A 13,689-nucleotide genomic window follows, 5' to 3' on the forward strand; every position below is an offset into this window, starting at 1 on the left:
CTTTTTTTACTCTGTTACATAAAGGTAAGACATATAATTTTTGGCATCACGATTTTTTGGAGATTACTTCCTGAATAAGCCTGATGAACTTTCGCCGGTAAGAAAGATCATCTTCTGTAAAAATGGTCATCTCTTTGATTTGTTCCTTCCCCGCTTCAAACGCCCGGTTCCACTCTCTGTATAAATCGGTCGGAAAAACCAATGCGGTTAAAAACCATTTCTTTTTAAGCAAGGCCACAAGCTCCGGATCCTCACACTTTTGTAAAATGGAAGGCGCCCAGTCCCAATACGGCATGACCCTGTTCACATACTGAAGAATGTCATAATCGTGCGGAACCACGGAGAATAAGTCATAATCAATTAAGATAACGTCGTCTTCACTTCTGCGCATAAAATTGTGAGGAGCCACATCACCATGGCAAACTTCCCCCTTCTTCCGCGCCTCCTGTTCCATCCGTTCGAGTTCTTTTCGGTTTAAATGGCTTAATGACCATTTACCCCAGGCTATCATCTCTTGAAAGGCTTCATCCATCTCGGCAGAAATGGAATGTTTTTTACTATTCCGCTTAAAAGCATTAAATCGCTTCGTCCACTTTTCAATAAGTGAATAGCTCGAAAGAAGTGAAAGATAACTGTCGGATGTATAGATGCTTTGTGCGTGAAATTTTCGGATGGCATGTATTCCGTCCCTGACATCTTTTTCATCGTTCAGATCGAGTTCATCACCTTTATAAAACGGCATAATCCCCCAATACATGTGATCAAAGTAATGAACGTTTTTACCGGTTGGATACGTGGTATAAACCCCCATCATGGGATGATCGTATTGAGAATACCATTGGGAAAGCTTTAACTGCTCTATGCACTCATCTTTTCGGGAAAACCCTTTTAGCACATAAACGCCAGCTTTGGTTTCAACAATGCAAACATTGTATTTTACGAAATAGTGACTGATCACATCCAGTCCTTTTCCAGTTAGACTGCTCAAGAAGAGACGCTTTCTTTTGAAACCATCTCTGTATTCTTTATTCTTCTTCATCTTGATCCTGGCTGTCTATTGAGCCATCACGGTAATCCGCTTCTGAGTATGGATTCGGCAGTTCCTGCATCCCTTCCCCGCGTTCTGGTACGTAACCCCCGAATGACCCGTGATCGGTCATGTCTCCATAATATGTTTCAAAACCGTGGTCTTGAGGATATTCTCCGTACATGTCAGGACGACCGGTTTCATATTGGCCGCCATACTGCTGGCCCGGCATCATTCCCTGGCCCATTTGCTGGCCTCCGTACTGCTGACCTGGCATTCCCTGGCTCATTTGCGGACTCATGCCATATTGCTGGCCTTCATACTGCTGGCCCGGCATCATTCCCTGGCTCATTTGCGGACTCATGCCATATTGCTGGCCTCCGTACTGCTGACCCGGCATCATTCCCTGGCCCATCTGCTGGCCACTGCCCATTTGCTGGCTTCCATATTGCTGACTTGGCATGATTCCCTGACCCATCTGCTGGCCTGACATTCCCGGGTCCATCTGTTGGCCGCTTCCGTACTGCTGGCCTCCATATTGCTGACCTGGCATCATTCCCTGGCCCATCTGCTGGCTTCCATATTGCTGACTTGGCATTCCCTGCCCCATCTGCTGGCCTGACATTCCCGGGTCCATCTGTTGGCCGCTTCCGTACTGCTGACCTCCATATTGCTGACCTGGCATCATTCCCTGGCCCATCTGCTGGCCACTGCCCATTTGCTGGCTTCCATATTGCTGACTTGGCATTCCCTGACCCATCTGCTGGCCTGACATTCCCGGGTCCATCTGTTGGCCACTTCCGTACTGCTGGCCTGGCATTCCTTGACCCATCTGCTGACCGCTTCCGTAATGCTGGCCTCCATACTGCTGACCTGGCATTCCCTGGCCCGTCTGCTGGCCGCTGCCGTATTGCTGGCCGCCATACTGCTGGCCTTGTATTCCCTGGCCCGTTTGCTGGCCACCGTATTGCTGGCCACCGTATTGCTGACCTCCATACTGCTGGCCTTGCATTCCCTGCTGTGAGCTCATTTGACCTTGCTGTGGCATGCTGCCGTAACCCATTTGACCGGCTCCTTGGCCACCTATGGAAGGTGTTCCTCCCCCTTGATAGGACGGATACATCTGCTGTCCCTGTCCAGGCATTGCACTAAAAGGAGGCATACCCGCTCCTGCACCCCCGTATACAGGTGCGGTATAGCCTTGCGGCTGCTCAAACATAGGGGGAACACCAGAATACATGTGGTTCATTGCAGAAGAGGATTCCTCTGCCAAAAAAGGATGCATTTGTTTTCCCATACCAAAGCCATCTTTCCCATGAGTAAGACCTGCTGGCGGGGACATATAAACTGGTGGTGCAAAATCCATCTTTGGTGGCTGATGGTGAATCTGCTGTTGGTGCCCCCATTTCATATGAGAAGAAGAGGAAGACTCCATGTATGCGGTAAAATCCTTATTGCTCATCGGCGCCAGCGGTTTCGGAGATTTCATGGAAGATTCTTTGTACGATTTCTTTGGCAGCAATGGATTAAAAGGCATATCCTTTTTTGCGAGTGCCGGTTTCAACGACATAATCGGCCCTGCCTTCATAGGCATTTTTAGCTCTGCCTTTGGTGCCATTTTCGGTTCTGCTTTCGGCGCCATTTTTGGTTCATTCTTGGGAACGAATTTTGGTTCTGCCTTGGGTACGAATTTGGGTTCTGCTTTCGGGATAATTGGAGCGGCTTTTGGAGGAGCGGGAATGGGTGCTGGTTTAGGCGGCGGCGGTGGCGGAGCAGGAACCGGGATTTCCTGAACCGGGGCGACCGGCATTTCCTTTTTGGGCATCTCTTTTTTCATTGGCTGCTCTTTTTTGGACGGCAGCTTGAACGGCATTTTCATTTTTTCTCCCCGGCCTGCCGGTATTTCGGGAGAAGGTATTTTAACTTTTGATCCCCTTTCAAGTACTCCGCCATATGATGTGCCGGCGTTTACCCGTCGTAGTTCTTCTAATGGAATGTTATACTTATCGGCGATTTTTTCGAGAGTATCACCTTTTTGAACGATATGAATTCTCACGTAAACAAAACTCCCTCCTGCCAAAATTTCTTTACAGTATATGAAAATCTGGGCATTGTGCTACTACCTATTTCAGTAGTCGGTCCTTTACCAATTTATGCCCTGAAAATCAGCTGTATGACTTTGGCAGGAGGGTGCTAAATGTTAAGCTCTTACCAGCATTCGCTGGAGTGCTTTTACAGCGTATTCAGTTGTTTCATTATCCACTGTGATGATGTTTCCCGGCTCTTCCTGTAGAATCCGCTCAAGCGAATAGGTAAGATGCGGGAGATCAATGCGGTTCATGGTGAGACACGGACACATGTTTGGATTCAATGAAATGATGGTTTTGTCCGGATGATCGTTTTTCAGACGGTTTACAAGATTCATTTCTGTTCCAATGGCCCATGAACTGCCGGGAGGTGCTTTTTGAATAGCCTGAATAATGTAGTGAGTAGAGCCGGCCATGTCCGACAGCTGTACCACTTCATGGGTGCATTCCGGGTGAACGATGATGTTCATCTCTGGATTGGTCTGCCTGAGGAATTGAATATTTTCGACCGTAAACTTTTCATGTACCGAGCAGTGGCCTTTCCACAAAATCACCTTTACATCATCCAATTCTCCCTCGTATTCCAGCTGCTGCTTCTGCGGATCCCAAACCGCCATCCGACTTAAAGGGATACCCAGCGTATAGGCCGTGTTTCGTCCCAAATGCTGGTCAGGCAAAAAGAGGATGCGCTCCTTTTGCGTAAACGCCCATTCCAGCATTTTTTCCGCATTGGATGAGGTAACTGTAGCGCCTCCATTCATTCCGCAAAACGCCTTGATGGCAGCAGTGGAATTCACATAGGTGAGCGGTAAAATGGTATCTCCGAACAAATGCTGCAGGCGGTCCCACGCGGTTTTCGTCTGATGAATATCAGCCATGTCCGCCATGGAACAGCCGGCTCTCATGTCGGGCAAGATCACCTTTTGATGGGATTCTGTCAGCATATCAGCTGTTTCCGCCATAAAATGAACCCCGCAAAATACGATGTATTCCGCTTCACGGTTCAGAGCGGATTGCTGGGCGAGCTGAAGCGAATCTCCGGTTGTGTCCGCGAACTGTATGACCTCGTCTTTTTGATAATGGTGTCCAGGAATGAACAGCTTATTGCCAAGTTGTTTTTTTACTGTACGTACCCTTCCGGCCATTTCCTCTTCGGTCATTGAAAAATAATGATCAGGAATGCTGGATTTCTGCTTGAAGGCTTCCAGTAAGCTCATCCTTAACCCCTCCTCTGATGTTTAAACTAATATCAAGGGATGTTGCAGAATGTGTCAGCATCCCAAGAGAAATAAAATCCACTCCTGTTTTTCCGAAGGAGCTAAGATCTTCCAGTGTGATTCCACCTGAAGCTTCTGTAATGATATGGTCCGGAATAAAGGCCTTCCAGTTCTTAATTTCCTCGGGTGTCCGGTTATCGAACATAATGACATCCGCTTTTGCGCTGACTGCTTCTTTGATCTGATCAAGTGTTTCTGTCTCCACTTCAATCTTCACCATATGGCCGAGGTGTTTCTTAACTTTTCTTACCGCTTCAGTAATTCCTCCTGCACGCTCGATATGATTATCTTTGATCATTACACCATCATACAGACCAAACCTGTGGTTGTATCCGCCCCCGCACTGTACAGCATATTTCTCAAACATCCTTAAACCTGGTGTGGTTTTGCGTGTATCACAAATTTTAGTGGTCGAACTGTCCAAAGCGGTTACTGCCTTATGGGTTAACGTCGAAATTCCCGACATCCGCTGCACGAGATTCAGAATAACCCGCTCCCCGCTGTAGACCGCTGCGGCCGGTCCCTTCACTTCCGCCAAAACTTGACAGGCTGATATCACATCTCCGTCCTTGACTTTTGGGAGTACAGTACAGTTTTCACTTAACAGGCGATAACCTTCGATTACAACATCCATTCCCGAAAAAACACCTGGTTTTTTTGCAACCAGCCTGGCTTCGGTCATTTCTTCTTCAGGGAACAAAAGTCCACTCGTTACATCCCCTTCTCCAAGGTCCTCAAGCAAAAATTCCTGCAGCTGTTTTTTTAGCTTCAGCTTGTTCATGATAATCCTTCCTTCTGTAAATTTGTTTTTTCAGCCATTCCCGGTCATTGCTGACGGGGAAGTCGGTACGGTAATGTCCTCCCCGGCTTTCTTTCCGCATAAAAGCCGAAGTGACGATAAGCTGCGCGGTTTGCAGCATGTTCAGCACTTCCATCTCATGGACGGTACATCCAAAGTCCGGCGTCCTTTTTTCATGTTCCTCAAACCAGGCTATTGCCTCGCTTAAACCGTCAGGAGTCCTTACAATGCCGGCGTACTTGGTCATCTTTTCTTTTATCTCTTCTTTTTCAGGCAGCCATCCTGCAGATTTCGTATGCATAAAATTAAAGCTGATGGGAGCTGAGACTGGAGCTGCGCCAGGTTCATCAAGAATGTTCAAAGCCGTCCGTTTGGAAAACACAACGCCTTCAAGCAAGGAATTGCTCGCTAGCCTGTTGGCACCATGAACGCCTGTACGGGATGCTTCTCCCACAGCATACAGCCCGGGGACTGTCGTTCGTCCCCATTCATCGGTTACGGCTCCGCCCATTGTGAAATGGGCACCTGGCGATACAGGAATCCATCCGTCCTTTAAGGAGATTCCGGCACGTTTACATTGCTTGGTGATGGTCGGAAACCTATTTGTGAAATTATTCACGTTCGAAACATCAAGAAAAACCTTCCTTCCCTGATTTATCGATTGATGGATCGTCCGGGCCACAATGTCACGCGGTGCAAGATCCCCAAGCTCATGGATCCCTTTCATCACCCGGTCTCCCTGATCCGTGAGCAAGATTCCCCCCTCTCCTCTGACCGCTTCGGATACAAGTCCGAACGATTTCCCCTGAGTATAGAGCATGGTTGGGTGAAACTGCAGAAATTCCAGGTCGGATAACAGAGCTCCTGCACGATAAGCAAGGGCTATGCTGTCGCCAGTTATGCTTTCATCATTGGAATGAACGCTGTACAGGCCGGCAGCTCCTCCGGAAGCAAGAATAACTGCATCTGCTCTATACACCGTTACTTCTCCGTTTTCCAGCTTGGTCCAGGCACCCCTGCAACAGCCATCCTCAACAATTAAATCGCCAACCATTTCATTCTCTTTGATCGTCACATGACCAGCAATGCGTCTAAACAGCGTTTTAATCATCTTCGAACCGGTTCTGTCGCCACCCGCATGAAGGATTCTTGATTTTCTGTGCCCTCCTTCTCTGCCCAGTGATACTGTTCCGTCCGGATTCCTGTCAAACGGCACGTTCCATTGCTCAAGCTGGGAAACAAGTTCAGGCCCTTCCTTTACCAGTATTTCAGTCAGCGCTTCCTCGTTGTGAAAGCTTCCTGCTTTTATCGTATCAAGAAAATGTTCCGCCCAATGGTCATCTTGTTGTGTCGCTGCAGCTATGCCGCCCTGGGCATGATAGGAATTACTGTTTCGGAAAGAAGACTTTGTGATAATTGTCACATTCTTATGCGAACGCAAACATTCCGCTGCCATTAAACCGGCAATTCCGGTTCCAATGACCAGAACGTCTGTAAACTGTACGTTCATGTTTTAAGCCCCCGTTCGTTTTCTTTACAGGTGTCTTGACATTTATATTTACATACAACTACACTGATATCAAGAGTTTTTTTAGAGGCGGGATAACATATGATTTATTTGGACTATGCAGCAACAACACCCATGTCACCTGAGGCAATACACGCTTATGCGGAAACCGCTGGTTCGTATTATGCAAATACATCAAGTCTCCATGACCCGGGCACGGACGCTTCCGATTTGATCAATCTTGCCCGTGTTGAGCTCGCACGGATGCTCTCCTGCCAAAAGGACGGTATCTATTTTACGGGCGGGGGCTCTGATGGCAACTTTTTGGCGCTGACCAGTCTGGCCCGGGGCAACTGGGAAAAAGGAAACCATATCCTGACCTCCCCCATGGAGCACAGCTCTGTCATGAATACCCTATCTTTTCTTGAGAATGAAGGTTTTGAGGTGACAGTAGTTCCCGTTGATTCATACGGTCAAATCACCGAAGAGGCCCTTCGCCAATCCATAAAAGACAATACAATTTTGGCGACGATCTCCCATGGAAACAGTGAGATTGGCATCACTCAAAATTTGAAAATGATAGGAAACATACTAAAGGAACATGGAATCATGTTTCATAGCGATTGTGTTCAAACCTTTGGTAAACTGCCGGTCCAAGCAGAGGAAATGAATCTTGATGCACTCACGGTTTCAGCTCATAAGATACACGGCCCGAAAGGAATGGGAGCAGTGTATATATCCCCACAACTGTCTATCAAACCGCTGTTAACGGGTGTAACCCACGAACGGGGCTTCCGGCAAGGCACGGTCAATACGCCGGGAGTTATCTCTTTTCTTGCGGCTGCAAGCAATCAATGGAACCATATGATAGAATGGAATACACATGTTGATGATTTGATATCACAATTTCTTTCGCTAACCAGCGGCTTAGTTCAAATGGTCGTGGAAAGGACGGCGAGCACATTGCCTCATTTTCTTCCGATCCGGTTGGAAGGAATGGAAGGACAGTACGCCATGCTGGAATTGAACCGAAGAAAAATTGCCGTTTCCACTGGTTCAGCCTGTAAAGCCGGGCAGCAGGAACCGTCCAAAGCACTTATGGCGATCGGCCGTACCGCGGATCAGGCACATGAACTCGTGAGAATTACATTAGGAAGGGAAACCACACGCGAAGAGATAACCACTCTCGCCAAAGCCCTTCAAGAGCTTGCAGAACGATTTTATGAACAAACAGGGAGTTGAAGAACGTGACAGTGGCACCAAAAATGCCGGGGGATGAAAGAAGAAATTTAATCAGGCAATGGCTGATGGAGAGCAGCCATCCGATCAAAGGCAGTGATCTGGCGGGAAGAACAAACGTCAGCCGTCAAGTAATCGTCGGTGATATATCCTTGCTAAAAGCCATGAACGAACCAATCATAGCCACCTCACAAGGATATATGTATTTGAAGGCGGAGGAAAAACAGGCTCCGCATACTCATTTGATTGTCTCCAATCATTCACCGGAAGACACGATGGATGAGTTATTCACCATTGTGGATCATGGCGTAACCGTTAAAAATGTCATTGTCGAACATCCGATTTATGGCGATCTGACCGCCTCCCTGCTCCTTAGCACAAGAAAAGAAGTCGAGGAGTTTTTACACAAACTGGAGACTACTAATGCGGCACTGCTCAGTACTTTGACAGAAGGCATTCATCTTCATACATTGGAAGCCCAATCGAAGGATCAGATCGAAAACGCCTGCGGGGAGCTAAAACAAAAAGGTTATCTGTTGTCTTAACCAAAAAAAGAGAGCTGTTTTGTTAAACAACTCTCCTTTTTTATGCACCTGTTCCAATCACTTCCACACTTTCTACCGCTTCCATCCGGTTTAGCGTGGCAAGCAGCTCGTTGATCTCACCGCGCAGCCCATTCGTTTCAATCGTTAAGGTGACATTGGCTCTTCCTTGAAGAGGAATGGTCTGATTGATGGTCAGAACGTTACAGCCGACCGATGCCACAATGGTCAACAGGCTTGAAAGCGCTCCTGACCGGTCTTCGAGATTTAGAGAAAGGGTTATAATCTTTTCCTTAATCATCGTATGAAACGGAAAAATCCCGTCTCTGTACTTATAAAATGCACTCCGGCTTAAACCTACTTTTTCCGCTGCTTCTGCCACCGTTTTTACTTTGCCCCGGTCCAAAAGAGACTTGGCTTCAAGTGTTTTTTGCATGGATTCTGAGAGAACGTCTTCCCTTACCATGTAATACTGCCTTTCCTTCATATGTACGATAACCTCCAAAACAGGTCTTTCCCTCAGTATATCCAAAGGTACTGCAAAATGTCTATGTCATAAAGACAAAAAAAACAGACTGCTTGTACAGCAGTCTATTCCACAAACTCAAATTCATATTTAAGGATACGGATTGTATCCCCATGCTGAGCACCTTTTTCACGCAATGCTTCGTCCACACCCATAGAACGCATTTGACGGGCAAATCGTTTAACCGTCTCATCACGTGTAAAGTCAGTCATCTTGAACAAACGCTCAATCTTCGGTCCATTGATAATAAATGTCCCTGCGGAATCCCGCGTGATATAAAAGCCGGCTTCTTCTTTTTCGTGCTTGTAAAGGACACGGCTTTCTTCTTTTTCTTCGTGCATCATCGGAAACTCCGGTGTCGTTTCCAGAAGGTTGGCGGTTATATACAAAACCTCACGTAATCCCTGGCGTGTAACAGCAGAGATGGGATAAACCGGGATGTCCTCCTCAAGCTTTTCTTTAAATGCTTCAAGGTTCTCTTCTGCTCCAGGAATATCCATTTTATTGGCCACAACGATCTGTGGACGTTCGGTAAGCCGTAAATTGTATTGTTTCAGTTCATCATTAATTTTGACAAAGTCCTCATATGGATCTCTGCCTTCCATGCCCGACATATCAATGACATGCAAAATAACCCTTGTTCTTTCGATATGGCGCAGGAACTGATGTCCGAGCCCGACACCCTCATGGGCACCTTCAATTAATCCCGGAAGGTCAGCCATCACAAAGCTCCGGCCATCATCCACAGCCACCACACCAAGGTTTGGTGTAATCGTAGTAAAGTGGTACTCGGCAATCTTTGGCTTGGCTGCAGAAACAACCGACAATAGAGTTGATTTACCAACGCTCGGAAATCCGACCAGGCCAACATCGGCCAAGACCTTCAATTCCAATATAACGTCTCTTTCCTCACCCGGTTCCCCATTTTCAGCAAGTTCCGGTGCCGGGTTTGCGGGCGTCGCAAAACGGGTATTTCCTCTTCCGCCACGTCCCCCTTTGGCAACAACCGCACGCTGTCCATGGTGGACGAGATCAGCCAGAACTTGTCCTGTCTCTGCATCGGTTACAACAGTCCCCGGTGGAACTTTAACAATCATATCTTCTGAGTTTTTTCCATGCATGCCTTTGGACATGCCGTGCTCGCCTCGTGTTGCCTTAAAATGCTTGTTGAATCGAAAGTCCATGAGGGTGCGCAGCCCTTCTTCGACTTCAAAAATCACATTAGCGCCTTTTCCGCCGTCCCCTCCGGCTGGACCGCCGTTGGGTACGTATTTTTCACGGCGAAATGCAACCATCCCGTTTCCGCCGTCTCCTGCCTTTACATAGACCTTGACCCGATCCACGAACATGTTTGCTCGCCTCCTTTTACTAGTTCTTTGCGTTTTCTAGCTGTAATACAAGAAATACTTCATCTGAATGAATATAGCTTTCGATAATGTCGAATAATTTATGTGTTTTCTGAAAATGTTCAAAGCCTTTTTTAACCGCTTCTTCGTTATGTATGCTGCCAGTCAGCCGGTACATAAATGAGGAAAAGTCTTTTTGGTTCGCAATCGTAAAGACCAGCCGGTTTTCAGCCAGCGGACTGACCGCTTGGCTTATCATATCAAAAAGGAAACGGCAGACATCAAGAAGCTCATTCTCTGCAAAAGACAGATTCTTTGCCTCGCCGGATACCCTGGTTTCCAGAATAATGGGGTGTTTCAGCCAGTTGAACGTGATCAGGTATTCGGCCAATTCAGGAACCTTTAAATTCATAAGGCTTGATTCATGTCTAGAAAAAAGAATGATCTCTTCAATAATTTCGTTTGCCCGTTCAGTCCGGCCGAGCGACAAGTTCGCTTTAATAAGCTGGAGCTGATTGAGCCAGTCATGGCGGGCATGCCTCAATACTTCTAAAGTCGACCAATCTCTACTCATACATTGCACTCCTGTTAACGTGTCTTTCCCTGCTTCACTGGCAGTTTAACCTAAATTTCCCGGTTGCACAACCTTGTAAGCAAAAGAAAAAGCTCTAACCAACCCGGTTAGAGCTATCTTCTTACGCTTCGTTTGCAACTGGGTATACACTTACTTGTTTGCGGTCACGTCCAAGACGCTCAAAACGAACAACTCCGTCCACTTTCGCAAAAAGAGTGTCATCTCCACCGCGGCCTACGTTTGTACCAGGATAGATTTTCGTACCGCGCTGACGGTAAAGAATAGATCCTCCTGTTACCATTTGGCCATCCGCTCTCTTAGCACCAAGGCGCTTAGAGATGGAATCACGACCGTTCTTTGTGCTACCTACTCCCTTTTTGGAAGCAAAGTATTGAAGGTTTAATTTTAGCATTCGTCCCACCTCCTCATTCGGTGTTTTACAGTAAGCCTGCATTATGCCTGCTTTTCCTGCAAAGAAATAAATCGACCATAGTCGTTTTCGATTGTTTGTAAGGAAACAACCATACCTTCCAGAAGAAGCTGTACTTTTTCATGGATATGGTCTTCAAGATGATCCGGTGTGCGAAAAATCAGATAGCCCCCATCCTCATGTGTTTCCACATCAGGTGTAACGGAGCACAGAACTTCCACCGCATTGATCGCCCCAAATGAAACTGCAGATGCGCCGGCACAAACAAGATCCTGTCCGTACGGCCCTGAATCGGCATGTCCACTCATGGAAAACGATGTAATGCTTTTCCGTTCATCCCGGTAAATGGTTACCTTAATCATGGGAATTAACCGTTGATTTTGTCGATAACTACTTTAGTGTAAGGCTGACGGTGACCTTGTTTACGACGGTAGTTCTTTTTTGCTTTGAACTTGTAAACGATCACTTTTTGTCCGCGGCCATGTTTTTCAACTTTACCTGTTACAGTTACTCCATCTAGCAAAGGAGCTCCTACCTTCAGGCTGTCTCCACCAACCATAAGAACATCCTCAAATGTTACTACATCGCCAGCTTCCACATCAAGCTTTTCAACATAGATCGCTTGACCTTCTTCAACTCTTACTTGTTTACCACCAGTTTGAATAATTGCGTACATCACGTGCACCTCCTTGTAAACTCAGACTCGCCATCACAGGTGCTTTATGTAAAGCTTGGAAACCTGTTCCTGTGCGGTTGGAGCGGGTGCTCCAATAAACTAACAGAAGAATCATACCATGTGCGATACACCTGTGTCAATTTATCTTTTTATTCTTTGCTGTATATCTTCCGCCGAACCGATATGCCGGATCGTAAAAGACGGAGCGGTTTGTTTTTCACGGAACTCTGTTAAAAAAATGGCAAAGGAAAGCTTGGACTCAAGCTGGTGCAAATTTTCATCATGCAGACCCTTTAAGTGATACAAAACATCAGCAGTCGCTTCAATCCATAACGCTTCCTCATCCATATACCTGTACTCTCTTAACGCAATCTCGGCCTGATTCGCGACCGTTTTGGCCGAAAGCACTCTTCCGGACTCCTGGCAGATACCGCAGGGTTCCGTTAAAGCATGGTGGAGGGACTGTCTTTCTTTTTTTCGGGTCATTTCAAATACACCCATACGGGTAAAGCCATGAATCACGGTGGTTACCCTGTCTGCCTGCAGCGCCCTTTTCAGCGCTTCTTCCACCTGTTTTTGGTCTTCCGCTTCTGCCATTGTTATAAAGTCGATCACAATCATGCCTGATATATTTCGCAGCCTTAATTGCTTGGCAATTTCTTCTGCCGCTTGATGATTGGTTTGCAGGACGGTTTCCCTTCGGCTCGCCTTTCCGGTGAACTTATCGGTGTTAACATCAATCACTGTCATCGCTTCCGTGTAATCGATCCGTAACGAACCTCCATTTTTCAGCCAGACATGCGGCCGGACGGCCTTTTCCCAAGTGGTTTCCGCACCGTAGTAAGAAAAGATGTTTTCTTTGCCGCTGTACAGGATGATTTTCTTTTGCAGAGACGGAAATGGCTTGGCTAGCATCAGCAATCTTCTAAACTCTGCACCATCGTCAATCACAATTTCCAGCGTTTCGTCATACCCGTGATCGCGGATCAGTTTATTCAGGTAATCGGCTTCATCATGCAGGAGAGCCGGCGCTTCTTTTTGTTCAGCCGAGTTTTCAACCTGGCGATGACGTTCAATGAGCCCCCTAAACTCGGCCTCAATTTCTTCTTCTGGTTGGCCTGCGCATGATGTACGGAAAATGAGACCATCTTCTCCCCTGACCAGGGTTTGGCCATACAGGCGCCACTTTTCCTTTTCATTGCGGCTCATTTTTTTCGAAACGCCAATGTGTGACGCATTCGGCAAGAAAACCAGGCGCGATCCTGGAATGGAAAGCATTCCAGTCAACCTGGCTCCCTTGGAATCCGTTTCTTCTTTCACGATTTGTACGATCAGTTCCTCCCCTTCCTGGACAAAAGAGCTGATAGTCATCCCCTTCTTTTCTTCAGGAGACAGCCGGGACTGCTGATAAGATAAAAGATCATCACGATGAATGAATCCATTTTTGGTTGAGCCGATATCCACAAAGGCCGCCTGCATGCCAGGCAGAACACGCTTAACTCTGCCTTTGTAGATGCTGCCGGGTACAGGAAGACCCGCTACTGCTTCCATCTGCAATTCTGCGACTTTCCCATTTTCAATGACCGCTATCCGTTTCATTTGGGTGACGGCATTTATGATAATTCTCTTCATATACATTATCCTCACTAACATCACTGA

14 protein-coding genes and 1 other annotated feature are annotated in these 13,689 nt (G+C 47.0%); of the genes, 2 read left to right on the plus strand and 12 right to left on the minus strand.

What is annotated here, in order from left to right; translation table 11 throughout:
- Positions 1-46: 46 nt before the first annotated feature.
- From QNH15_RS16845 to nadB, 5 genes are all read right to left on the minus strand, one after another.
- On the minus strand, positions 47-1,039 hold the full coding sequence (locus QNH15_RS16845) for a phosphotransferase (protein WP_283889412.1): 993 nt from the start codon (positions 1,037-1,039) through the stop codon (positions 47-49).
- Positions 1,026-3,083: a LysM peptidoglycan-binding domain-containing protein gene (locus QNH15_RS16850; protein WP_283889413.1), complete on the minus strand. Its 2,058-nt coding sequence runs from the start codon at positions 3,081-3,083 to the stop codon at positions 1,026-1,028. The genes QNH15_RS16845 and QNH15_RS16850 overlap by 14 nt, the downstream gene beginning before the upstream one ends.
- A 144-nt stretch (positions 3,084-3,227) precedes the next feature.
- Complete coding sequence (gene nadA, locus QNH15_RS16855) at positions 3,228-4,331, minus strand: quinolinate synthase NadA (protein WP_283889414.1); 1,104 nt, start codon at positions 4,329-4,331, stop codon at positions 3,228-3,230.
- On the minus strand, positions 4,288-5,172 hold the full coding sequence (gene nadC, locus QNH15_RS16860) for a carboxylating nicotinate-nucleotide diphosphorylase (RefSeq protein WP_283889415.1): 885 nt from the start codon (positions 5,170-5,172) through the stop codon (positions 4,288-4,290). The genes nadA and nadC overlap by 44 nt, the downstream gene beginning before the upstream one ends.
- A complete protein-coding gene (gene nadB, locus QNH15_RS16865) occupies positions 5,126-6,700 on the minus strand; it encodes an L-aspartate oxidase (protein ID WP_283889416.1) in 1,575 nt (524 codons plus the stop codon). Before nadB ends, nadC begins: the two co-directional genes overlap by 47 nt.
- Positions 6,701-6,799: 99 nt before the next feature.
- Here nadB and QNH15_RS16870 point away from each other — a divergent pair, with 99 nt between their 5' ends.
- On the plus strand, positions 6,800-7,939 hold the full coding sequence (locus tag QNH15_RS16870) for an IscS subfamily cysteine desulfurase (RefSeq protein ID WP_283889417.1): 1,140 nt from the start codon (positions 6,800-6,802) through the stop codon (positions 7,937-7,939).
- Between the two features lie 23 nt (positions 7,940-7,962).
- Complete coding sequence (locus QNH15_RS16875; RefSeq protein WP_283895617.1) at positions 7,963-8,481, plus strand: transcription repressor NadR; 519 nt, start codon at positions 7,963-7,965, stop codon at positions 8,479-8,481.
- A gap of 40 nt (positions 8,482-8,521) precedes the next feature.
- On the opposite strand, the gene QNH15_RS16880 is transcribed toward QNH15_RS16875, so the two are convergent.
- From QNH15_RS16880 to QNH15_RS16910, 7 genes are all read right to left on the minus strand, one after another.
- A complete protein-coding gene (locus QNH15_RS16880; RefSeq protein ID WP_061972620.1) occupies positions 8,522-8,965 on the minus strand; it encodes an ACT domain-containing protein in 444 nt (147 codons plus the stop codon).
- A gap of 104 nt (positions 8,966-9,069) precedes the next feature.
- Positions 9,070-10,353, minus strand: a complete 1,284-nt coding sequence (gene obgE / locus QNH15_RS16885) for a GTPase ObgE (protein WP_061972619.1) — start codon at positions 10,351-10,353, stop codon at positions 9,070-9,072.
- A gap of 19 nt (positions 10,354-10,372) precedes the next feature.
- On the minus strand, positions 10,373-10,924 hold the full coding sequence (locus tag QNH15_RS16890; protein WP_283889418.1) for a Spo0B C-terminal domain-containing protein: 552 nt from the start codon (positions 10,922-10,924) through the stop codon (positions 10,373-10,375).
- 121 nt (positions 10,925-11,045) lie between these two features.
- Positions 11,046-11,336, minus strand: a complete 291-nt coding sequence (gene rpmA, locus QNH15_RS16895) for a 50S ribosomal protein L27 (protein WP_090234715.1) — start codon at positions 11,334-11,336, stop codon at positions 11,046-11,048.
- Between the two features lie 41 nt (positions 11,337-11,377).
- Positions 11,378-11,716, minus strand: a complete 339-nt coding sequence (locus QNH15_RS16900; RefSeq protein WP_061972616.1) for a ribosomal-processing cysteine protease Prp — start codon at positions 11,714-11,716, stop codon at positions 11,378-11,380.
- A 5-nt stretch (positions 11,717-11,721) separates the two neighbouring features.
- Positions 11,722-12,030, minus strand: a complete 309-nt coding sequence (gene rplU, locus QNH15_RS16905) for a 50S ribosomal protein L21 (protein ID WP_061972615.1) — start codon at positions 12,028-12,030, stop codon at positions 11,722-11,724.
- A 13-nt stretch (positions 12,031-12,043) separates the two neighbouring features.
- Positions 12,044-12,119, minus strand: a sequence feature (ribosomal protein L21 leader region).
- Between the two features lie 52 nt (positions 12,120-12,171).
- The gene (locus tag QNH15_RS16910; RefSeq protein WP_283889419.1) at positions 12,172-13,662 is read right to left on the minus strand and encodes an Rne/Rng family ribonuclease; all 1,491 of its coding nucleotides are present in this window, start codon (positions 13,660-13,662) and stop codon (positions 12,172-12,174) included.
- Positions 13,663-13,689: the final 27 nt, after the last annotated feature.

The sequence above is a fragment of the Fictibacillus enclensis genome, assembly GCF_030123385.1.
In the GTDB taxonomy this organism is placed as follows: domain Bacteria; phylum Bacillota; class Bacilli; order Bacillales; family Fictibacillaceae; genus Fictibacillus_C; species Fictibacillus_C enclensis.